Origin of the sequence: Burkholderia sp. AU38729 (assembly GCF_020419725.1) — a bacterium.
In the GTDB taxonomy this organism is placed as follows: domain Bacteria; phylum Pseudomonadota; class Gammaproteobacteria; order Burkholderiales; family Burkholderiaceae; genus Burkholderia.
The window spans coordinates 63,489-83,495 of sequence record NZ_JAIZQO010000009.1 but is presented as its reverse complement, the minus strand read 5'-3'; the positions used below and the strand labels follow the sequence as shown (position 1 = coordinate 83,495).

General features: G+C 66.8%; 22 protein-coding genes. 10 read left to right on the top strand and 12 right to left on the bottom strand.

Annotated elements, in window-relative coordinates; translation table 11 throughout:
• Window positions 1–16: 16 nt before the first annotated feature.
• From LGM56_RS23475 to LGM56_RS23465, 3 genes are all read right to left on the bottom strand, one after another.
• Entirely contained in the window at window positions 17–763 is a 747-nt protein-coding gene (locus tag LGM56_RS23475) for an SDR family NAD(P)-dependent oxidoreductase (protein WP_089440344.1), read from the bottom strand.
• A 32-nt stretch (window positions 764–795) separates the two neighbouring features.
• Complete coding sequence (locus LGM56_RS23470; RefSeq protein WP_226206894.1) at window positions 796–1,656, bottom strand: alpha/beta fold hydrolase; 861 nt, start codon at window positions 1,654–1,656, stop codon at window positions 796–798.
• Between the two features lie 120 nt (window positions 1,657–1,776).
• Entirely contained in the window at window positions 1,777–2,526 is a 750-nt protein-coding gene (locus tag LGM56_RS23465; RefSeq protein ID WP_226206893.1) for an SDR family NAD(P)-dependent oxidoreductase, read from the bottom strand.
• Between the two features lie 161 nt (window positions 2,527–2,687).
• Between LGM56_RS23465 and LGM56_RS23460 the strand changes: the two genes are divergently transcribed.
• Window positions 2,688–3,602 (top strand): LysR family transcriptional regulator, encoded by a 915-nt coding sequence (locus LGM56_RS23460; RefSeq protein ID WP_089495307.1) that lies wholly within the window; start codon window positions 2,688–2,690, stop codon window positions 3,600–3,602.
• A 394-nt stretch (window positions 3,603–3,996) separates the two neighbouring features.
• Here the strand turns inward: LGM56_RS23460 and LGM56_RS23455 are convergent, their stop codons facing one another.
• The 9 genes from LGM56_RS23455 to LGM56_RS23415 form a co-directional block, all read right to left on the bottom strand.
• On the bottom strand, window positions 3,997–4,614 hold the full coding sequence (locus LGM56_RS23455; protein ID WP_089495084.1) for a PolC-type DNA polymerase III: 618 nt from the start codon (window positions 4,612–4,614) through the stop codon (window positions 3,997–3,999).
• A 255-nt stretch (window positions 4,615–4,869) separates the two neighbouring features.
• Window positions 4,870–5,334, bottom strand: coding sequence for an acetyltransferase (locus tag LGM56_RS23450; protein WP_089495083.1), 465 nt, complete (start codon window positions 5,332–5,334; stop codon window positions 4,870–4,872).
• A 116-nt stretch (window positions 5,335–5,450) separates the two neighbouring features.
• Entirely contained in the window at window positions 5,451–5,942 is a 492-nt protein-coding gene (locus LGM56_RS23445) for an NUDIX hydrolase (protein WP_089495082.1), read from the bottom strand.
• Between the two features lie 50 nt (window positions 5,943–5,992).
• Window positions 5,993–6,877 (bottom strand): NAD(P)-dependent oxidoreductase, encoded by an 885-nt coding sequence (locus LGM56_RS23440; protein WP_089495081.1) that lies wholly within the window; start codon window positions 6,875–6,877, stop codon window positions 5,993–5,995.
• 97 nt (window positions 6,878–6,974) lie between these two features.
• Complete coding sequence (locus LGM56_RS23435; RefSeq protein ID WP_089495080.1) at window positions 6,975–7,262, bottom strand: gamma-butyrobetaine hydroxylase-like domain-containing protein; 288 nt, start codon at window positions 7,260–7,262, stop codon at window positions 6,975–6,977.
• On the bottom strand, window positions 7,259–8,254 hold the full coding sequence (locus LGM56_RS23430; RefSeq protein WP_226206892.1) for a HEAT repeat domain-containing protein: 996 nt from the start codon (window positions 8,252–8,254) through the stop codon (window positions 7,259–7,261). The genes LGM56_RS23435 and LGM56_RS23430 overlap by 4 nt, the downstream gene beginning before the upstream one ends.
• Before the next feature lie 31 nt (window positions 8,255–8,285).
• The gene (locus tag LGM56_RS23425; RefSeq protein WP_226206891.1) at window positions 8,286–8,531 is read right to left on the bottom strand and encodes a ferredoxin family protein; all 246 of its coding nucleotides are present in this window, start codon (window positions 8,529–8,531) and stop codon (window positions 8,286–8,288) included.
• A gap of 10 nt (window positions 8,532–8,541) precedes the next feature.
• Window positions 8,542–10,281, bottom strand: a complete 1,740-nt coding sequence (locus LGM56_RS23420; RefSeq protein ID WP_089495078.1) for a fumarate reductase/succinate dehydrogenase flavoprotein subunit — start codon at window positions 10,279–10,281, stop codon at window positions 8,542–8,544.
• On the bottom strand, window positions 10,278–11,048 hold the full coding sequence (locus LGM56_RS23415; RefSeq protein ID WP_089495077.1) for a GntR family transcriptional regulator: 771 nt from the start codon (window positions 11,046–11,048) through the stop codon (window positions 10,278–10,280). The genes LGM56_RS23420 and LGM56_RS23415 overlap by 4 nt, the downstream gene beginning before the upstream one ends.
• A 323-nt stretch (window positions 11,049–11,371) precedes the next feature.
• Between LGM56_RS23415 and LGM56_RS23410 the strand changes: the two genes are divergently transcribed.
• The 9 genes from LGM56_RS23410 (at window position 11,372) to uraD (ending at window position 19,971) form a co-directional block, all read left to right on the top strand.
• Window positions 11,372–12,583, top strand: coding sequence for an MFS transporter (locus LGM56_RS23410; protein ID WP_226206890.1), 1,212 nt, complete (start codon window positions 11,372–11,374; stop codon window positions 12,581–12,583).
• A gap of 278 nt (window positions 12,584–12,861) precedes the next feature.
• Window positions 12,862–13,263: a DnaJ family domain-containing protein gene (locus LGM56_RS23405; RefSeq protein WP_226206889.1), complete on the top strand. Its 402-nt coding sequence runs from the start codon at window positions 12,862–12,864 to the stop codon at window positions 13,261–13,263.
• The gene (tadA, locus tag LGM56_RS23400; protein WP_089495076.1) at window positions 13,260–13,856 is read left to right on the top strand and encodes a tRNA adenosine(34) deaminase TadA; all 597 of its coding nucleotides are present in this window, start codon (window positions 13,260–13,262) and stop codon (window positions 13,854–13,856) included. Before LGM56_RS23405 ends, tadA begins: the two co-directional genes overlap by 4 nt.
• A gap of 108 nt (window positions 13,857–13,964) precedes the next feature.
• On the top strand, window positions 13,965–14,903 hold the full coding sequence (gene ldcA / locus LGM56_RS23395; RefSeq protein ID WP_226206888.1) for a muramoyltetrapeptide carboxypeptidase: 939 nt from the start codon (window positions 13,965–13,967) through the stop codon (window positions 14,901–14,903).
• A gap of 306 nt (window positions 14,904–15,209) precedes the next feature.
• Window positions 15,210–15,914, top strand: a complete 705-nt coding sequence (locus tag LGM56_RS23390; RefSeq protein WP_206136224.1) for a GntR family transcriptional regulator — start codon at window positions 15,210–15,212, stop codon at window positions 15,912–15,914.
• 150 nt (window positions 15,915–16,064) lie between these two features.
• Window positions 16,065–17,549, top strand: a complete 1,485-nt coding sequence (locus tag LGM56_RS23385) for an NCS1 family nucleobase:cation symporter-1 (protein WP_226206887.1) — start codon at window positions 16,065–16,067, stop codon at window positions 17,547–17,549.
• 10 nt (window positions 17,550–17,559) lie between these two features.
• Window positions 17,560–18,351: an aspartate/glutamate racemase family protein gene (locus LGM56_RS23380; RefSeq protein ID WP_089495074.1), complete on the top strand. Its 792-nt coding sequence runs from the start codon at window positions 17,560–17,562 to the stop codon at window positions 18,349–18,351.
• A 148-nt stretch (window positions 18,352–18,499) separates the two neighbouring features.
• Window positions 18,500–19,453 carry an allantoinase PuuE gene (gene puuE / locus LGM56_RS23375; RefSeq protein WP_089456400.1) on the top strand — a complete coding sequence of 318 codons (954 nt, stop codon included), beginning with the start codon at window positions 18,500–18,502 and terminating at the stop codon, window positions 19,451–19,453.
• Entirely contained in the window at window positions 19,450–19,971 is a 522-nt protein-coding gene (uraD, locus tag LGM56_RS23370; RefSeq protein WP_089473075.1) for a 2-oxo-4-hydroxy-4-carboxy-5-ureidoimidazoline decarboxylase, read from the top strand. Before puuE ends, uraD begins: the two co-directional genes overlap by 4 nt.
• The last annotated feature ends 36 nt before the right edge of the window (window positions 19,972–20,007 follow it).

Here is a 20,007-nt window from a genome sequence, read left to right as displayed (position 1 = left end):
AATGGGTGGGGGTGCCTCAAAGCTTGGAGCCGCCATCCACGCGCAACGTGTCACCGGTGATCCAGCGCGCCTGGTCCGAGGCCAGGAACGCGACGACGCTGGCGATGTCTTCGGGTTGGGCCACGCGTTGCAAGGCCTGCATGCCGAGGGTTGCCTCGCGTCCCGCGTCCGTCTTGGTGAAACTCGACATCTCGGTTTCCACCACGCCCGGTGCCACCGCGTTGACGCGGATGCCACGCGAGCCGAGAGCCGCAGCCCAGTGCTTCACCAGCGTATCGATCGCACCCTTGGTGGCCGAGTAGGCAGAGAGCGTGCCGACCGAGGCGTGTGCCGCCAGCGAGGACAGCAGGACGATGCTGCTTCCTTTGCACAGAGCAGGCAGTAGTTGCTGCACGAGGAAAAATGGTGCGCGCACGTTGACGGCGAAGAGCGCGTCGAAGTCCTCGACCGTCGTCTCCTCGATCGACGCGGCCTTGGCGATGCCCGCATTGGCCACCAGAACATCCAGCCGTCCGCCGATGATGGTGCGAACGCGTTCGGCGAGCTGGTGCGGACCGTCCGGCGAACGCAGGTCGGTGGCGATCGTCTCGGCTTTGCCGCCGGCCCGGCGGATTTCGTCGACCACGGCGGTCGCCTCCGTCTCGCCGCTGCCGTAGTGAACCAGGACCTGCGCTCCGGCCGCGGCCAGCGTCAAGGCGGTGGCGCGGCCGATGCCGCGCGAAGCACCGGTGACGAGCGCGGTCTTGCCCGTGAGTGAGTTCATGACGTCCGTCTCCAAAGAGGTTGCGAGGTCGCTCAAGCGCTGGCCATGCCGGCCGGGCCTTCGTTCAGGAACTGAACGGCGTGTGCGACGAAGCGCTCCGGGTACTGATAAATCGAGCCGTGGCCGGCGTCCGGATAGAGCACCAGCTGGGCGTTCGGCAGGTGCTGCTGCAGCGTGACGGAGTGCGCAGTCGGGATGATCGCGTCGTGGCTGCCCTGGACGATCAGCGTGGGCTGCCGGATCGACTCCAGGTAGGCCAGCGCATTCTCGTCCGGCGCGATCCATTTGCCGATGGCGGCGCCTTGGGCGGCGACGGTTTGCGCGCTCACTTCCGGGTCGCGATCCTGGCGGCGCCACTTGCGTTGAAGGAAGGCGATGCCGGCTTTCTGGCTGGCCTCGGACGGAGCGAAGTGCACCGACAGCCAGAGATGTTCAGGCGGCTCGTAGCGGCCTGCAAAGATCTCCGCCGAGCGGCTGGCCGTCATGTCGTTGCCGCGATGGCCGGTGCCGACGAGGATGAGCTTGCGCACGAGATCCCCGCCTTGAAGTGCGATCTCTTGCGCGACAAAACCGCCAATCGAGATGCCCAGCACATCGACCTGGGGGAGGCCGAGCGCGCGGATGAAGGCAATGGCGTTGGCGCCCATTTCGGGGAAGCTTGCCGGTGTCTCGCCGGACGAGCTGGACACGCCGGCGTTGTTGAACAGGATCACCTCGCGCGTCTCTGCGAGGCCGTCGGTCACGGCCGGATCCCAATAGTCCATCGTTCCGGTGTAGTGCTGGTTGAAAACGATCGGCACGCCGCTTGACTTACCGAACCGGCGATAGGCGAAGCGGATGCCATTGGCCTCGATGTACTGGGTCGGGGCGGTGTGATGAGTGAAGGTGTGCATGGTCGTATTCCCTATGAGGCTGACGGATCCTTGAGCGGGCAAGGTGCTGCCCCGCCTCGGTGAAAAGCCGGGCGTTGCCTGGGTGACGGGCAGGGCCGCGCCGGCTCGGCGCGGCCCGGATCAGCCGGCTGTCTTGCCGCCATCGACGGTGACGATCTGGCCGGTCACGAACGCTGCGGCGTCCGAAGCCAGGAAGCGCACGGCCGCTGCAATCTCGGCCGGCTTGCCGACGCGGCCCAGCGGCACGCGTGAAGCGAGCGCAGCCTTGTTCTCCGGCGTGGCGGTGAAGCGGTCCAGCATGCCGGTGTCGGTCGGACCGGGAGCCACGGCGTTGACGCGAACGCCTGCGGCCGCCACTTCCAGCGCTGCGGACTTGGTCATGCCCTCGACGGCATGCTTGCTGCCGGCGTACACCGACGCGTAGGCCGCGCCTTCGTGGCCGTAAGTCGAAGAGATGTTGATGATGCTGCCGCTGCCCTGGGCAGTCATCACGCGCAGTTCGTGCTTCATGCTCAGCAGCGTGCCGAGCACGTTGGTGTCGAAGGTGGCGGCGTAGCTGTCGGCGGTCTGGTTCACGATCAGGCCGGGCTGGCCTTCGGTGCCGGCGTTGTTGACGGCCACGTCCAGGCGGCCGAAGTGAGCCACGGTCTGGTCCACCAGATCCTGAACCTCCTGGTCATGCCGGACATCGGCCTGGATGAAGTGGGCCTCGGCGCCCAGCTGACGGAGTTCGGACTCGAGTGCCTGGCCTTCCGCCGGCCGGCGGCCGGAGATGACGAGACGGGCGCCGCTGTCCGCGAACGCCAAGGCGGTGGCGCGACCGATGCCGGTCAGCGCGCCGGTGATGAGAATGACGGGGTGGTGGCTCATGATATGCTCCTTGAGGTATGACGGTTGACGTACGGGCGATGGGTTGCTGTCGTTCCGAATCTGCTTTCCCCGCCGCCATGGGTGAGAATTTAGGGGCTCCCCTTCAGAAACAAAAAGACTTTGTAAGCGGGTGGGGATGCCTAAAAAGCATGGGAGCAAGCATGGAGCTGAGACATCTGCGCTACTTCATCGCTGTGGCGGAAACGGGCAGTCTGACGGTGGCCGCCGAGCGGCGGCTGCATACCTCCCAGCCTTCGCTGAGCCGGCAGATCCGCGACCTGGAGGATCAGGTCGGCGTGGATCTGCTGAGCCGCAGCACGCGCGGCGTCGAACTGACGCCGGCGGGGAAAGCGTTCATCGATCACGCGCGATTGGCCCTGAGTCAGGTCGATGCGGCGATCGAGGCCGCGCGCCGGGCGGCGCAGCCGAGCAAGCAGCGTTTTGCACTGGGCTTCCTGACCGGACAGGAGATGACCTGGTTGCCGAAGGCGCTGAACTTGCTACGCGACGAGTTGCCGAACATCGACGTGACGGTCTCCAGCGATTACTCACCGGACCTGGCGGATGCATTGGCGCGTGGCAGGCTGGACCTGGCCTTCCTGCGCGCCGAGCCGGGCTTCGATCTGGACTACACGACGGTTGGGCAAGAGCCGCTGGTCGTGCTGATGCCGAGCGATCACACCTTGGCCTCGCAAGAGCGCATCCGACCGCAACAACTCGTGGGACAGCCCTTCGTGGCCATGGCCAACAAGGCGCGCGTGCTGCGTTCCGTGGTGGACACGTACCTGCAGCGCGAAGGTGTGACGCTTACGCCCACCCAGGGCGTGGACAATCCAGCGATGGTGATGTCGCTCGTGGCGTCGACGCGCGGGCTGACGTTGATTCCCGACTACGTCGAGAACCTGCTGCCGTGGTCCGTGGTAAGCCGCCCGTTGGCGGGAGACGCGCCGACAATCGACCTCGTTGTCGGTCACAGCCGTTCCAACACCTCTCCAATCCTCAAGCTCTTCCTGTCCCGGTTGAGCGAACTGGTGCCAGCGGCCGCCAAACAAGCCATGCAGCCGAGAGTGTCGTAAGGACAGGGGTTTGCCATGTTCGGCGCAGAACCTGTGGTGCTGCGTCAATTTTTTTGCAATACAGTGCCGAGCCCAAGCTCCGCGCACGGGTTGGAGAAATCGGTTGGGCGCGCACCCTGCTCATCATGTCGCGCTGCAAGCGCGCGCAGGCGCGTCAGGACGACGAGAGCCTGTCCATCTGCATCATCATGTGCAAGAAGAGGCCTTGCATGACACGAACACATCGCAGCTCAGTCAGTCAGCGTCGTGGGCGGCCACAAAATGGCCGTCCTGCCGTTGCCTTATATTTGGAATCAACCGGAAGACTGCTGCGACAAGAAAACGGCCTGGCAGGTTGCCAAGCCGTTTTTCATCAATGGATTGCGCGAATCGGAAGCATCGCGACCCCGGATGCTCACGCGTGTGCGCCCACGAGCGAACGCAAGTACGTCGGCACTTTCGCCTTGGCCGTTGCCTGCACACGGGCCATGAGCGCGTGATCGATGCGATTCAGTCCGTACGTCCGCGCAATGTCGTGCTGCAGCCGGCACCACAGGTGTCCGGCCATCTCGGCATCGACCATCGCCCGGTGCGCACGGCCCGATTTCGGCAGCCGCAGCATATCCACCAGGCTCGACAGGCGGTGACTCCGGGCATCCGGATAGATACGTCTTGCCACGAGCATCGTGCACGCAAAGGCATGCTCGGCCGACACGCCAAGCAGCCCGAGTTCGGATTGCCAGAACCGTTTGTCGAACCCGGCGTTGTGGGCGACGACCGCATGCTTGCCGACGAACGCCGCGGCTTCCTTCATGACCTTCGATGCAGGCGGCGCGGCTGCAATCATCTCGTTCGTGATGCCGGTCAGCGCGACGACATCGGACGGTATGCGTCTGCCTGCATTCATCAGGCTCTGGAAACGGTCGACGATTTCACCGTCCCGGAGCAGGATGACGGCGATTTCGGTCGCACGGTCGCCCATGTTCGGCGAAAGTCCGGTTGTTTCGAAGTCCAGTACCGCAACGGTTTGCATGGTCGAATCCTGTGGCTTCACGCGGTGTCGTTAGAGTGGCCGAGAGGTTAGCATCTCCCGGCCCGCGACAGGCTCGTTCCGTCCGGGAAACGATCATCCGTGCAAGGGTCGAGCGCGTGGTGCCGGTGCGTCGTGCATGACGCGTCACGTGGCCGCATGCGGCATGCGTGGAGCGGACCTGGTATCAGGTCGCCGCGTTCGCGTGCCCGGAGCGCATGACGTGGAGGGCGGCGCGCTATCCCGCGCCGGCCACCGTTATGCGTGCTGCGGCGAGGACAGGGGTGCCGCTCGATAGCGCAGGTGAATCAACGGATAGGCGCGCCCCTGCCCATCGAGCGCCGATCGCCCGGTGCGCTCGAAGCCGAGCCGTTCATAGAATCCTGCCGCCGCTTCGTTCTGTTCGTTGACGTCGGTCGACAGGTCGGGATGACGCTTGAGCGCCTCTCCCACGAGCAGGCGCCCGACACCCGCGCCGTGGTGAGCCGGATCGACGAACAGTGCTTCCATGTGACTACCGTCGAGCAACATGAAGCCGATTGCGCGGTCGGCTTCGTCGACGGCGAGATCGAGCGGTGCACCGGGCAGGAACGCGACGACTTCGGATTCGATCGCGCGGCGGTCGTCGTTGCTGAGGAAGTGGTGCGTGGCGTCGACCGCGTTGCGCCAGATATCCAGCACGCGTGCGCCGTCGGCCGGAGTGGACTTGCGAATTCGGATCATGGGTTGGCCCATCTTTGATTTGTAATTGGCGGTTCGTCGGCGCGTAGCCGGCACCGTTATGGTTCCGATCGGGCCGCGCGCAAGCGCTGCGAGAAAGACAGCGTTGCTTCACGCATTCAAGTATTGGCCGGACGCTGCGCATGACCAAGTGCCGCCGCACGCTCGATCGCGCGTCGCGCGACATCACGAACCCCCACGCTCATCGGCAAGTCATCGCGATCGAGTTCGGCGAGATCGAACCAGCGCGCGTCGAGTGCATCGTCGCCGGCAGCAGGCGCGCCGCGCAACCATCGGCACAGCACCGCGACCATCACGAAATGCTGACGCACGTCGCCGCCGGCATCGTAGTCGAACGCATCCAGTGCGGTAAAGGTGTCGAGCGCCTCGACGTCGACAGTCGCCTCTTCGGCAATCTCGCGCACGACCGCGTTCGCAATCGATTCTCCCGCTTCGATCTTGCCGCCGGGAAAGCCCCAGCAGCCCGCATCGGGCGGATTGGCGCGACGTACCAGCAGCACGTCGCGCTCTCGCAGGACGATGCCGATCACGGCGGGAACCGGGCGGACGGAAGCGGGGACGATGGTCGGGGAGCGGGGTGAGTCGGACATGGGACGCTACGTGCGGGTGCGTTCGAGTGGTTGGGGCGGCCGGCGACGATTCATTGCGCGCCGTCGGTGCGCTGCTCGATCGCGCGGATCACGGCGACCATGTCGTCCGCGCCATGTCCGGCCCGCTCGGTCTCGCCGTACAGCGCATGGCAGATGTCGAGCAGTGGCGACGCGACGCCGATGCCGCGCGCGGATTCGGCGACGAGGCGCGCATTCTTCAGCACGTCGGTGATCGCGGCCTGCACCGAGAAATCGGCCGCGACGAGTTTGCCGAGCTTCACGCGCGACACATCGCTCGCCATCGGGCCCGCGTTCAGCACGTCGGCGAAGCGGGCGAGATCGATGCCGTGGCGTTGCGCAAAATGCGTGGCTTCGGTCAGGCCGGTGACCATCGTGATCAGGAACAGGTTCACGGCGAGCTTCATCGTCAGCGCCGACGGCACGTCGCCGCACACGAAGCTGTCGCGGCAGAGCGGCTTCACGAGCGCGCGGACGGCGTCGACGTCGTCCTGTGCGCCGGCGAGCATCACGACGAGTTGACCGGCTTCGGCCGGCTTGCGCGACCCCGACACGGGCGCTTCGACATAACGGCCCGACGCGGAGGCGATGTCATCGGCCAGTGCGCGCGAATACTCGGGTGCGTTCGTGCCCATGTTCACGATGACGTGGCCGCCGACACGGGCGGCGAAACCGGGCGTGCCGCGCGCGAGGGCGCCGTCGATCGCCGCGTCGTTCGCGAGCATCAGGATCACGGTGCGGCAGGCCGTGAACACGTCGTCGATGTGCTCGGCCACGCGCGCGCCGGCGTCGCGCAGTGCATCGTCGTTGCCGTGCGACCGGCTCCATACGACGAGCGGCGTGCCGGCCCGCGCAAGATTGAGCGCCATCGGCGTGCCCATCACGCCGAGGCCGATGAATCCGACTGCGGTTTGCATGTTCTGGCTCCCACGATGGGTGGAGACGATCGTGGGCGTCAGTATCGCAGCGTTTCCGCACGCCTGCCATGTCGTCCGCGCAGCCGCGGGAGCGACGTCACGGCCGCGCCGTCATGCCCGCCAGATACGGCCACGGATAGATGCCACGCGCATGACCGTCGCCGAACACCACGCGGATGCCGTAGCCGGCTGCTTCAATGCTGTCCAGCATCAGGTCGGGCCGCGCATCGACACGACCGCCGTCGTGCCGGATCCTCCGGCATTCGGCACACGGGCAATCGCCGCGCAACCGTGCATAGCCGACGCGTTGCGTATGACCGTCCGGCCAGCGGAGGGTCAGCGTGCGCGCCGGATGATCGAGCACGATTTCGGTCGGGGAGATCATCGCGACGCCTCGTCGATCTGCCGGATCGCGATCCGCACGGCCTTGCGGACTTCCGGATCGTGATCCTCCCGTGCGCGGGTCAGTGCGGGCAACGTCGCGCGGTCCCGCAATTCGCCGAGCGCAAGCGCGGCTTCCTTGCGCAGGTTGCTGATCGCGTGCGAGAGCAGCGCGACGACGGCCGGCGCCGCGGCCGCGTCGCGCAGTTGCCCGAGCGCACGCGCGGCACGCAGGCGCACCTGCCAGTAGTCGTCGTCGAGCGCGGCGACGAGCGGTTTGCGCGCGGTCGCAATGCGCAGCTTGCCGAGCGTCGTGGCCGCTTCCTCGCGCACCTGCCATTCGCGGTCGCGCAGCGCGGCGAACAGCGCGTGGATGACGAGCGCGTCGTCGGGCGTCGCGAACCCGATCGCGCCGACCGCAATGCGTCGCACGTCCGCTGCGGCATCGCGTGTCGCGACGCCTGCAAGCGGTGGCAGCGCACGCGGATCCTTGAGCCAGCCGAGCACCGCCACGGCTTCGGCGCGCACCTCGGCGTGTTCGGCATCGAGCGCGTGCAGCGCGGGCGCGAACGCGCCGGGGTCGCGCAGCTCTCGCAATCCGCGCAGCACGGCACGGCGCACGAACGGCTCGGGCCGGTCGGCCCATCGGCACAGCACGTTGCCCGATGCCGCGTCCTTCAGTTCGGACAGGCTCTGCGCGGCGGCGGCGCGCACGTCGTCGTCCGGATCGAGCAATGCGCCGCACAGCGCGTCGACGACGTCGGGTTGCTCCCATGCGCCGAGCACACGGGCGGCTTCGCCGCGCACGTCGGCCGACGGATCGTCGCGCAGCGCGGTGACGAACGCGGGCACGAACCCCGCGTCCTCGAGGTCGGCGAGTTCGAACAGGGCGACGCGGCGCACGGCGGCATCGGGCGCGGCGAGGCGGGCGACGAGTGCGGCTTCGTCGGGGGCGTCTGCGCGCGGCAATACGGGAGCGAAGGAGGGGTTGGTCATCGGCGACTCAAATGAGCGTTGAGGGACGCGGTCAGCGCAGCAGGTAAGGGATGTCGACCTTGACCGCGCCGGTCGGGCAATCGCGTTCGCACGGCATGCAGTACCAGCATTCGTCGAACTGCATGTAGGCCTTGCCCTTGGTCACGTCGATCGCGAGCAGGTCGAGCGGGCACACGTCGACGCAGACGGTGCAGCCCTTGTCGGCGATGCAGAGGTTCTCGTCGATCGTCACGGGTGCGCTGCTGCGCTGGAAGATTTCGTGCGGCGTATGGGACATGGCAGGTTCCTCAAAGGGCGGCCGCGAGCGCGGCCGGTTCGCGGATGCGCAAATTCGTGTAGGCGCCGCGTTCGTCGTCGGCAAGCGGCACGACGTACGGTTCGACCGGACGCTTCTCGCTGCGCATCGCGCCCGCGGCGTCCTTGCGCAGCCAGGTGTGGCAGAACCATTCGGCGTCGTTGCGATGCGGAAAGTCGACGCGGTGGTGGTACAGCCCCCAGCGGCTCTCGGTGCGGAACAGCGACGCGCGCGCGGCCATTTCCGCGCAGTCGCGGATCGCACGCACTTCGGCGGCGCGCATCAGTTCGTGCGGATGGTTCGCTTTTATCGCTTCGATATCCTCAGTAATGGCGTCAAAGCGTTGCAGCCCGATTTCCATCTTGCGCGTCACCTTCGGCGGTTGCAGATAGTCGTTCACCATGCGGCGCAGCTTGTATTCGACCTGCGCCGGTGCGAGGCCGCGCTCGCGCAGCAACGGCGCAAGCACACGGGTGCGTTCGGCGGCGACCTGTTCGTCGTCCACCGGCGCATGCGCGCGGCCGGCCACGTAGTCGGCCGCGTTCTGCCCGGCAAACCAACCGTACGTGAATGCGCCGAGCATGTAGTTGTGCGGGACGGCCGCCATGTCGCCGGCCGCGTAGAGCCCCGGCACGGTCGTCTCCGCGCGGGCGTTCACGTACACGCCGGACGCGCTGTGGCCGCTGCAGAAACCGATCTCGGAGATGTGCATCTCGACCATCTGGCTGCGGTAATCGGTGCCGCGCCCGGCATGAAAGCGGCCGCGGCTCGGCCGCTCGTTCGTGTGCAGGATCTGCTCGATGGTCTGGATCGTTTCTTCCGCGAGATGGTCGAGCTTCAGGAACACGGGGCCGTTGCCGCTTTGCAGTTCCTGGTAGAACTCCCACATCATCTGGCCGCTCCAGTAATCGCATTCGATGAAGCGTTCGCCCTTGCCGTTCGCGGTGAAGCCGCCGAGCGGGCCGGTGACGTACGCGCACGCGGGGCCGTTGTAGTCCTTGATCAGCGGATTGATCTGGAAGCATTCGAGATTCGCGAGCGCGGCACCGGCGTGATACGCCATCGCGTAGCCGTCGCCCGCATTGGTCGGATTCTCGTAGGTGCCCATCAGGTAGCCCGAGGCCGGCAGGCCGAGGCGACCGGCCGCGCCGCAGCAGAGAATCACGGCCTTCGCGCGGATCACGTGGAATTCGGCGGTGCGGCAGTCGAAGCCGAGCACGCCGCTTGCGCGGCCCTGCGCGTCGGTCAGCACGCGCGTCGCCACGATCCGGTTCGTGATCGCGATGCGCGCGCGCTTCAGTTGCCGGTACAGCACCTTCTTGATGTCGTGTCCTTCCGGCATCGGCAGCACGTACGAGCCCATGTGATGGACCTTCTTCACTGCGTAGTCGCCGGTGCCGTCCTTCTCGAACTTCACGCCCCAGCGGTCGAGCTGCTCGATCGTTTCGAAGCTGTGCGTCGCATATGCGTACACGGCCTCCTGGTCGACGATGCCGTCGTTGGCGATCGTGATCTCGCGCGTGTACTGCTCGGGCGTCGCATGCCCGGGGATCACGGCGTTGTTCAAGCCGTCCATCCCCATCGAGATCGCGCCGCTGCGCTTCACGTTGGCCTTTTCGAGCAACAGCACGCGCATGGACGGGTCGCGCTCCTTCGCCTTGATCGCCGCCATCGGGCCGGCCGTGCCGCCGCCCACCACGACGATGTCGTATTCGAGCACATGGGTAGTCATTGCTGTTTCCTTGCAGGTTGGCGCGGTTTCTGCCGATCGATGCGCAGCCGGTACTGGAAGGCGTCGCCGCGGAAGTAGAGGTATTCGAAGTCGATCGGTGCGCCCGACGCGTCATGCGTGAGGCGTTCGATGCGCAGCACGGGGCTGCTTTCCTCGACGTGCAGCGCATCGACGATCTCGTCGTCGGCGAGGATCGCGTCGATCGACACGTCGGCATGGCCGAGCGGGATGCCGCAGTCGTTTTCCAGGACCAGGAAAATGTCGCGCGTCGCGAGGTCGGCACCCGCGAGGCGCTTGCCGAGGGCTTCGGGCACCCACGTCTGCTCGAGCGACACGGGCTCGCGATTGAGCAGCCGCACACGATGGATCTCGACGAGCGGCGCGCCTTCGGGCACGTTCAGCTTTGTCGCGAGATGGCGGTCGGCCTTGACGGTGCGGAAGCTGCGCACCTGGTTGACGATCTCGTAGCCCATCGACGACATCGCCTCGGCGAAGCCCTGCAGTGACGTCACGTTCTGGAACGCCTTCGGCTTCGACACGAAGGTGCCCTTGCCGTGCAGCTTGAACAGCAGTCCTTCCTTCTGGAGATCGCCGAGCGCCTGGCGTACCGTGATGCGGCTGACGTCGAACATCGCGCAGAGTTCGTGCTCGGACGGCATCCGGCTGTGCGGCGCATAGGTGCCGTCGAGAATGCGCGCGCGCAGCGTGTCCTTGATCTGCACGTAGAGCGGGGCCGCCGACAGCGGCACGACGTTGGGGGAGGTCATCGGTCAACTTGTTATGACAAGATCGATCGAGTGTAGTCAGCCGGGTCGCGTGGCCCAACCAACTATTTCTGATTTCGACTTTCCGATTCCGGAAAAGCGCGGCGGCAGGGGGCAGACCGAACGGACCACCCGGCATGTAGCGTCGGCTCGCTCCGCCCGTTGCGGGCCGAGCGGATCGGCGGACAATGAAAAATTCGGCGACGCGTGTGCCGCGCATGTCGATTTCGCGGCGCGTCGCCCGTCGTATCCATGTCGACCGGGCCTTGCGCGAAGCAGGTGGCGCCCGGTTCCCGAGGATCGCCGTCACGACAAGGAGGCACCCCATGCCGGATTCCCGATACCGCTGGGTCATCGTCGCCGCGGGCGGCCTGATGGGCTGCATCGCGATCGGCGCGATGTTTTCGCTGCCGGTGTTCCTGCGCGCGATCGCGCGCGACACGGGCTGGTCGATGACCGGCATTTCCGGAGCGATGACGCTCGGCTTCATCGCGATGGCTTTCGCGAGCATGGGGTGGGGCAGCCTGTCGGACCGCATCGGCACGCGCCCGGTCGTCATGACGGGCGCCGTCCTGCTGTCGGCAAGCCTGGCGCTGGCGAGCCGCGCGCCGTCGCTGCTCGCATTCCAGCTCACGTTCGGCCTTGCCGTCGGCGGCGCGACGGCTGCGATATTCGCGCCGATGATGGCGTGCGTGACGGGCTGGTTCGACACGCACCGCAGCCTCGCGGTGTCGCTCGTGTCGGCCGGCATGGGGATGGCGCCGATGACGATGGCCCCGCTGGCAGCGTGGCTCGTGTCGGTGCGCGACTGGCGCACGTCGATGCTGCTGATGGCGGCGCTGGCGGCCGTCGTGATGATTCCGGTGTCGCTGCTGGTACGCCGGGCGCCCGCGCTCGACGGCGCGCAGGCGGCGTCGGCGCCCGCCGGCGAGCCGGCGGCGATGTCGGTCGCGGCCGCGCTGCGTTCCCCGCAGTTCATCGTGCTGCTGCTGACCAACTTCTTCTGCTGCGCGACGCATTCGGGCCCGATCTTCCATACGGTCAGCTACGCGGTGACGTGCGGGATCCCGCTGATCGCCGCGGTGTCGATCTACAGCGTCGAAGGGCTCGCCGGCATGGGCGGCCGGATCGCGTTCGGGATCCTGGGCGACCGCCTCGGCGCGAAGCGCATGCTGGTGGCCGGGCTGCTTGCGCAGGCGCTGGGTGCGCTCGGGTACTACTTCGTGCGCACGCTCGACGGGTTCTACGCGGTCGCGGTCGTGTTCGGCTTCATCTATGCGGGCGTGATGCCGCTGTATGCGGTGCTGGCGCGCGAGAACTTCCCGCTGCGGATGATGGGCACCGTGATCGGCGGCTGCGCGATGGCCGGCAGCCTCGGGATGGCCGCGGGGCCCGTCGCCGGCGGTCTGATCGTCGATACGTTCGGCAGCTACGGCTGGCTGTATCTCGGCTCGTTTGCGATCGGTGTCGGCGCGTTCCTGATCGCGACGATGTTCCGTCCGTTCGCGAACGCGCGGCGGGAAGCGGCGGCTGCGTGACCTTGCGACCGAAGCGGGGACGGCTTCCGTTTCACCGGATCGGCGCGGCGTGGTCCGCGTTGCCGCAGAAAAATAGGGCCCGGCACCGTACGCGTTGGAGGGTATACGAACGGCCCGCAGCCCGCTGCGGCGCAGCAGAGCGGCAAATGAGACCGATCGGCGTGCATGCCCCGCGATTCGGCCCCTAAAAAACACAATATCGAGCATATATTCGAAGGGCCTGTCATACCCGCGTCACCCTGCTAGAATTCGGCCTGCCGCATTGTTCCGATTGACTGATGAGATTGCTTGACGCCCTGGTCGAACAACGTATTGCCGCCGCCGCCGCGCGGGGCGAGTTCGACGATTTGCCGGGTACCGGCGCGCCACAGGCGCTGGATGACGACCTGCTCGTGCCCGAGGAGGTGCGGGTGGCCAACCGTATCCTGAAGAATGCGGGCTTCGTGCCGCCGGCCGTCGAGCAATTGCGCGCGCTGCGCAACCTGCATGACGAAGTGCAGGCGGTCAGCGACCGCGCCGCGCGGTGCCGGCTGCAGGCGAAGATCCTCGCTCTCGACATGGCGCTCGAATCGCTGCGCGGCGGCCCGATGGTGATGCCGCGCGATTACTGCCGGCGCATCGCGGAGCGCTTGTGCGAGCGCGGGCTCGACGAAACGTCCGCCGAAGCGGGGCCGATGTGACGTCCGACGCGCTGCACGACGCAGCCCGGTCGGCAGTCGCCCCGGCGGCCGAACCCGCCGCCGAATCTCCCGTTCCCGAAGCCGCGCCCGTATCGGCGCGCGACCTGCATTTCATGCGTCTCGCCCAGGCCGCCGCCGAAGAGGCGCGCGCGGCCGGCGAAGTGCCGGTTGGCGCGGTGCTCGTGCGTGGCGACGAAGTGATCGCACGCGGCTTCAACCATCCGATCGGCGGGCACGACCCGTCCGCCCATGCGGAAATGGCCGCGCTGCGCATGGCCGCACAGCATCTGCAGAATTACCGGATGCCCGGCTGCGAGCTGTACGTGACGCTCGAGCCGTGCCTGATGTGCGCGGGCGCGATCATGCATGCGCGCATCGCGCGGGTCGTCTACGGTGCCGCCGATCCGAAGACGGGCGCGTGCGGCAGCGTGATCGACGCATTCGCGAATCCGCAACTGAACCACCATACCGAAGTGACCGGCGGCGTGCTCGCCGACGAGTGCGGCGCCGCGCTGAAGTCGTTCTTCGCCGAGCGCCGTCGCGCGCTGCGCGAAGCACGGCTCGCCCGCGACGCCGACTCCGGCGCGTCATAGGCGCCCGCCGCGCCCGTCGCTCGACGCGAACCGGGCGTGCACGGTTCCGTGAACCGGAGACGGTTCGGTCCCTCTAAGGGGTTTGACGACCCGACACCTTTCTTCGCCATGTCCTTCCAGCCTGCCGCGTCCTACACCATCCGCCTGCTTGCGCCGTCCGGCTATCCGCACGATCCGGACGCGATCAATCGCGCGCTCGAACGCCTCAGCACCGCGCAGCATCGCATCGAGAACATCGAGGCGACGCAGCGGCGCTTCCAGCGGTTCGGCGGCACCGACGGCGAGCGGGCAGGCGACCTGAACCGTCTTGCCGATCCCGAGCGGCCGCTGCCGGACATCGCGCTCGCAGTGCGCGGCGGCTATGGCGCGGCGCGCATCCTGCACGGGCTCGACTATCGCGGGCTCGAGCGCAGGCTGCGCGACCAGCCGGTCGCACTCGTCGGCCATAGCGATTTCACGGCGCTCCAGCTCGCGCTGTACGCGAAGGCGCGCATCAAGACGTTCGGCGGCCCGATGCTGTCCGCCGACTTCGGCGCGGAAACGCCGAGCGACTTCACGATGCAGCACTTCTGGCAGACGCTGACGCAGCCGAGCACGACGATCATCGCCGAAGCGCCGCAGGTGCAGAGCGTGAACGTGACGGGCACGCTGTGGGGCGGCAACCTCGCGATCCTCACGTCGCTCGTCGGCACGCCGTACATGCCCGACATCGAGGGCGGCATCCTGTACATCGAGGACGTCAACGAGCAGCCGTTCCGGATCGAGCGGATGATCTATCAACTGCATCTCTCGGGGCTGCTCGCGCGCCAGCAGGCGCTCGTGCTCGGCCAGTTCACCGGTGCGCGGCCGTTCGAGTACGACAACGGCTACGACATGCAGGCGATGATCGACCAGGTGCGCGCGGTGATCGGGATTCCGGTCGTGACGGGGCTTCAGTTCGGTCACGTGCCTGACCTGCTGACGCTGCCGTTCGGCGCACAGGCGCAACTGGTCGCGAATGCACACGGTTTCCGGCTCACTTTGTCGGACTATCCGCACCTCGGTTGAGGCGGTGCAGCCGGTCGAAAGGCGGGGTTCCCGCCTTTTTCTTTATGCAAACGCGCAACTAACGGTCAAATATTTTCGTCGACATCAGCACGCTCGTCGCCGGTTCTTGCACCAGTTTTGTCAACAAAACGACCGGGAGGGTATACGACGAGAAGCGCGCCCATCATACGTACCAGCCTTGTCGTGCATGGATTTGACGCATCGTGCACCGGACAGGGTCACATCGATGCACGCCGATTGTGCGCAATGCCGGAAAAGAATTGTTGACAATCTTTATGTCCGCCCTAGGATGAGGATCATCACACGATGCCGATCATGAACGAGCCCGAATCCCACCCGTCCGGTGCAGCCAGTCCCGAAGCGATCGCCGAGCGGATCCGCACGGCGATTCTCGAGCATCGGCTCGCGCCGGGCGCGAAGCTGACGGAGGCGCAGCTCTGCGACGTGTTCAACGTGAAGCGCGGGGCGATCCGCCAGGCGCTCGCGCAGCTCGCGACCGACAAGCTGGTCGATCTCGAGCCGAACCGCGGCGCGTTCGTCGCGAGCCCGACGCTGCAGGACGTGCACGAAGTGTTCGAGATGCGCCGGATCATCGAGCTCGCGGTGGTCGAGCGGCTCGCGACCGGGCCCGGGGCGAAGCGGCTGAAGGGCGTCGCCGCGCTGATCGAGAAGGAACGCAAGGCGTTCCAGCGGCAGGACTTCGCGGCCTGGATCCGCCTGTCCGGCGAATTCCATACGGCGCTCGCGACGCTGATGGGCAATGCGACGCTCAGCGCGTGCCTCGAAGGGCTCGTCGCACGCTCGACGCTGATGTCGGCGCTGTACGAGTCGCACGGGCGCAGCCCGTGCTCGTGCGACGACCACGACGAGATCCTCGGTGCGCTGGAGGCCGGCGATCCGAAGCGGGCGGTGACGCTGATGGCGCACCACCTGCAGCATGTCGAACTGAAGATGCTGGACCGGCCCGCGCAAGGGCAGGTCGATTTGCGCGAAGTGTTCGGCGGCGCCTGAGCGGCGACGCGAACCCGGCCACGCGCCACAAGAACGAGCGAAATGCAGGCCCGCGGCATTTGCCGCGGGCCGCTGGTCCGACTCCGGGCGTCGATCCGGAGCGATATCGATGACGGTGGAGCGGCCTTGCGGCCGCGTCAAGGAGAAGTCATGGCTCAGTTCAGTGTGGCGCAGGACAGCGCCTATCCGGCGGATGAAGGCGGCGAGGGCGGCGACCCGACACTGCCGAAGGGTTACAGCGAACGTCTGTACAACGAAGATTTGGCACCCCTGAAAAACCAGACATGGGGTGCGTACAACATCTTCGCGTTCTGGATGTCGGACGTGCACAGCGTCGGCGGCTACGTGTTCGCGGGCAGCCTGTTTGCGCTCGGGCTGACGAGCTGGCAGGTGCTGATCGCGCTGATCGTCGGGATCGGCTTCGTGAACCTGCTGTGCAACCTGATCGCGCGGCCGAGCCAGCAGATCGGCGTGCCGTATCCGGTTGCATGCCGCGCGACGTTCGGCGTGCTCGGCGCGAACGTGCCGGCCGTGATCCGCGGGCTGATCGCGATCGCGTGGTACGGGATCCAGACCTATCTCGCGTCTAGCGCGCTGGTGATCGTCGTGCTGAAGTTCTTCCCGCAATGGCTGCCTTACGCGGACGTGCATCGCTACGGCTTCCTCGGGCTGTCGGCGGTCGGCTGGGCCGGCTTCATGCTGCTGTGGGTGCTCCAGGCGTTCGTGTTCTGGAACGGGATGGAGACGATCAAGAAGTTCATCGACTTCGCGGGGCCGGCCGTCTACGTCGTGATGTTCATCCTCGCTGGCTACATGGTGTGGCGCGCGGGCTGGCGCAACATCGGCCTCAACCTCGGCGGCGTGAAGTACCACGGCGCGGAAGTGATTCCGGTGATGATCACGGCCGTGTCGCTGGTCGTGTCGTACTTCTCCGGGCCGATGCTGAACTTCGGCGATTTCTCGCGCTACTGCCGCTCGTTCGGCGAAGTGAAGCGCGGCAATTTCTGGGGGCTGCCGGTCAACTTCCTCGCGTTCTCGCTCGTCACGGTGATCACGACGGCCGCGACGCTGCCGGTGTTCGGCGAACTCATCACCGACCCCGTCGAGACGGTCGGTCGCATCGACCATCCGACCGCGGTGATCCTCGGTGCGCTGACCTTCACGATCGCGACGATCGGCATCAACATCGTCGCGAACTTCGTGTCGCCCGCGTTCGACTTCTCGAATGTCGCGCCGCGCCTGATCAGCTGGCGCGCGGGCGGGATGCTCGCGGCCGTCGCGTCGATCTTCATCACGCCGTGGAACCTGTTCAACAACCCGGCCGTGATCCACTACACGCTCGACGTGCTCGGCGCGTTCATCGGCCCGCTGTACGGGGTGCTGATCGCCGACTTCTACCTCGTCAAGCGCGGCCGGCTCGTGCGCGACGACCTGTACACGATGTCGGAAAGCGGCACGTACTGGTACACGGGCGGCGTGAACCGCCGCGCGCTGGCCGCGCTGTTGCCGGCCGCGGTGATCGCGATCGTCTGCGTGATGGTGCCGGGCTGGCAGGGCGTCGCGAACTTCTCGTGGTTCATCGGCGCGGGGCTCGGCTTCGTGTTCTACCGGCTGCTCGTGAGCGCGAAGGCCTGAGGAGCATGCGATGAAGATCCGACTGATCAATCCGAACACGACCCAGCGGATGACCGACGCGATGGGACGCTGCGCGCGCGAGGTTGCCGCTGCCGGCACGGAGATCGTCGCGGTGAGTCCGCCGATGGGGCCGCCGTCGATCGAAGGGTATTACGACGAGGCGCTGGCGACGCCGGGGCTGCTCGCCGAGATCGTGCAGGGCGAGCGCGACGGCTGCGATGCGTACGTGATCGCGTGCTTCGGCGATCCGGGCCTGTATGCGGCGCGCGAGCTCGCACGCGGGCCGGTGGTTGGCATCGCCGAGGCCGCGATGCATGCGGCGAGCGTGCTCGCCCCGGGCTTCTCGGTCGTCACGACGCTCGCGCGCACCTGCGGGATGGCATGGCATCTCGCCGAGCGCTACGGGATGAAACGGTTCTGCCGCAACGTGCGCGCGACCGACGTCGCGGTGCTCGAGCTCGACCGGCCGGGCTCGGCTGCCCGCCGGATCATCGTCGACGAATGCCGGCGCGCGCTCGACGAGGACGGCGCCGACGCGATCGTGCTCGGTTGCGCGGGGATGGCCGAGTTCGCGCACGAGATCGAGCAGCAGATCGGCGCGCCGGTGGTCGAGGGCGTCACGGCGGCCGTCAAGTGGGCCGAGGCGCTCGTCGCGCTGCGCCTCGCGACCGCGAAGCGCGGCGACTACGCGCGGCCGCTGCCGAAGCGCTACGACGGCGCGTTCGCCCGCTTCAGCCCGCCGGACGGGGCGCAGGCGGAACCGGTGCCGGATTTGCCGCAACCGCACATACACACCGTCTGACACGCACTATCTGCGCCGCTGTATGGGCGCGTATGGACGTTTTCGCTAAACTGGGCCGTCATCGCATCGGCTTGCGCAGCCGGCCTCCGGCCCCCGTGCAGTCGATGCGAACCCATTATTTCAGCGAGCTTTCGCCGCACTTCGAACCATGTCACTCGATCCCAACTATCCTCGCGACCTGATCGGCTACGGCCGCCATCCCGTTCAGGCGAACTGGCCGGGACGCGCCCGCGTCGCCGTGCAATTCGTGCTGAATTATGAGGAGGGCGGTGAGAACTGCGTGCTGCACGGCGATCCGGGCTCCGAGCAGTTCCTGTCGGAAATCGTCGGCGCGGCCGCGTATCCCGACCGCCACATGAGCATGGAGTCGATCTACGAATACGGTTCGCGGGCCGGCGTGTGGCGCATCCTGCGCGAATTCGAGAAGCGCGGGTTGCCGCTGACGGTATTCGGCGTCGGCATGGCGATCGAACGCCATCCGGAGCTCGCGCGCGCGTTCGTCGAGCTGGGCCATGAAATCGCGTGCCACGGCTGGCGCTGGATCCACTACCAGAGCATGACGCCGGAACTCGAGGCCGAGCACATGCGTCTCGGGATGGAAGCGATCGAGCGCGTGACGGGCGAGCGCCCGCTCGGCTGGTACACCGGCCGCGACAGCCCCAATACGCACCGCCTGGTCGCGGAATACGGCGGCTTCCTGTACGACTCCGACAACTACGGCGACGACCTGCCGTTCTGGATGGACGTCGAAGTGTCGGGCGGCAAGAAAACGCCGCAACTGATCGTGCCGTACACGCTCGACACGAACGACATGCGCTTCGCGACGCCGCAGGGCTTCAACACCGGCGATCACTTCTTCGACTACCTGCGCGATGCATTCGACGTGCTGTACGCGGAAGGCGACGAAGCGCCGAAGATGCTGTCGATCGGCATGCACTGCCGGTTGCTCGGCCGGCCGGGCCGGTTCCGCGGGCTGCAGCGTTTCCTCGATCACATCGAGAAGCACGATCGCGTATGGGTGACGCGCCGTGTCGATATCGCACGTCACTGGCGTGAACATCATCCGTATCAGCCCAATCATCGAAACGAAGGGAAAGCATGAAGGCGATGCGCTACACGTTGGAACAACTGAATACGATGGCGCCGAGCGCATTCGTCGCGGCACTGTCGGGGATCTTCGAACATTCGCCGTGGGTGGCCGAAGTCGCCGCGGGTCAGCGGCCGTTCGCGAGCATCGACGCGCTGCACAAGACGATGTCGGGTGCGGTGGAAACGAGCGGCGAAGCGCGCCAGCTCGCGCTGATCAACGCTCACCCGGAGCTGGCCGGCAAGGCTGCCGTGCGCGGCGAGCTGACCGCCGAGTCGACGCGCGAGCAGAGCGGCGCGGGCCTCGACCAGTGCACGCAGGAAGAGTTCGACAAGCTGCTGACGCTGAACCGCACGTATCGCGAGAAGTTCGGCTTCCCGTTCATCCTCGCGGTGCGCGGCTATGACCGGCACGGCATCATCGCGAACTTCGAGTCGCGCGTGAATCACTCGCGCACCGAGGAACTGCGGGCGAGCCTCGACCAGATCTACCGGATCGCGCGCTTCCGCCTCGACGACCTGATCGACGCCTGACACCGCAATACGGCCTGCTGCGTCGCAGCGGCCTGA

Bases quoted from the DNA above. Each gene is read 5' to 3' on its own strand.
- LGM56_RS23415 (WP_089495077.1), bottom strand. From the start codon at position 11,048: ATGACCTCCCCCAACGTCGTGCCGCTGTCGGCGGCCCCGCTCTACGTG.
- LGM56_RS23445 (WP_089495082.1), bottom strand. From the start codon at position 5,942: ATGTCCGACTCACCCCGCTCCCCGACCATCGTCCCCGCTTCCGTCCGC.
- LGM56_RS23450 (WP_089495083.1), bottom strand. From the start codon at position 5,334: ATGATCCGAATTCGCAAGTCCACTCCGGCCGACGGCGCACGCGTGCTG.
- LGM56_RS23440 (WP_089495081.1), bottom strand. From the start codon at position 6,877: ATGCAAACCGCAGTCGGATTCATCGGCCTCGGCGTGATGGGCACGCCG.
- LGM56_RS23455 (WP_089495084.1), bottom strand. From the start codon at position 4,614: ATGCAAACCGTTGCGGTACTGGACTTCGAAACAACCGGACTTTCGCCG.
- LGM56_RS23435 (WP_089495080.1), bottom strand. From the start codon at position 7,262: ATGATCTCCCCGACCGAAATCGTGCTCGATCATCCGGCGCGCACGCTG.
- LGM56_RS23465 (WP_226206893.1), bottom strand. From the start codon at position 2,526: ATGAGCCACCACCCCGTCATTCTCATCACCGGCGCGCTGACCGGCATC.
- LGM56_RS23380 (WP_089495074.1), top strand. From the start codon at position 17,560: ATGAAGATCCGACTGATCAATCCGAACACGACCCAGCGGATGACCGAC.
- LGM56_RS23390 (WP_206136224.1), top strand. From the start codon at position 15,210: ATGCCGATCATGAACGAGCCCGAATCCCACCCGTCCGGTGCAGCCAGT.
- LGM56_RS23420 (WP_089495078.1), bottom strand. From the start codon at position 10,281: ATGACTACCCATGTGCTCGAATACGACATCGTCGTGGTGGGCGGCGGC.
- LGM56_RS23460 (WP_089495307.1), top strand. From the start codon at position 2,688: ATGGAGCTGAGACATCTGCGCTACTTCATCGCTGTGGCGGAAACGGGC.
- LGM56_RS23425 (WP_226206891.1), bottom strand. From the start codon at position 8,531: ATGTCCCATACGCCGCACGAAATCTTCCAGCGCAGCAGCGCACCCGTG.
- uraD (WP_089473075.1), top strand. From the start codon at position 19,450: ATGAAGGCGATGCGCTACACGTTGGAACAACTGAATACGATGGCGCCG.
- LGM56_RS23470 (WP_226206894.1), bottom strand. From the start codon at position 1,656: ATGCACACCTTCACTCATCACACCGCCCCGACCCAGTACATCGAGGCC.
- LGM56_RS23405 (WP_226206889.1), top strand. From the start codon at position 12,862: ATGAGATTGCTTGACGCCCTGGTCGAACAACGTATTGCCGCCGCCGCC.
- ldcA (WP_226206888.1), top strand. From the start codon at position 13,965: ATGTCCTTCCAGCCTGCCGCGTCCTACACCATCCGCCTGCTTGCGCCG.
- puuE (WP_089456400.1), top strand. From the start codon at position 18,500: ATGTCACTCGATCCCAACTATCCTCGCGACCTGATCGGCTACGGCCGC.
- LGM56_RS23475 (WP_089440344.1), bottom strand. From the start codon at position 763: ATGAACTCACTCACGGGCAAGACCGCGCTCGTCACCGGTGCTTCGCGC.
- LGM56_RS23430 (WP_226206892.1), bottom strand. From the start codon at position 8,254: ATGACCAACCCCTCCTTCGCTCCCGTATTGCCGCGCGCAGACGCCCCC.
- LGM56_RS23410 (WP_226206890.1), top strand. From the start codon at position 11,372: ATGCCGGATTCCCGATACCGCTGGGTCATCGTCGCCGCGGGCGGCCTG.
- LGM56_RS23385 (WP_226206887.1), top strand. From the start codon at position 16,065: ATGGCTCAGTTCAGTGTGGCGCAGGACAGCGCCTATCCGGCGGATGAA.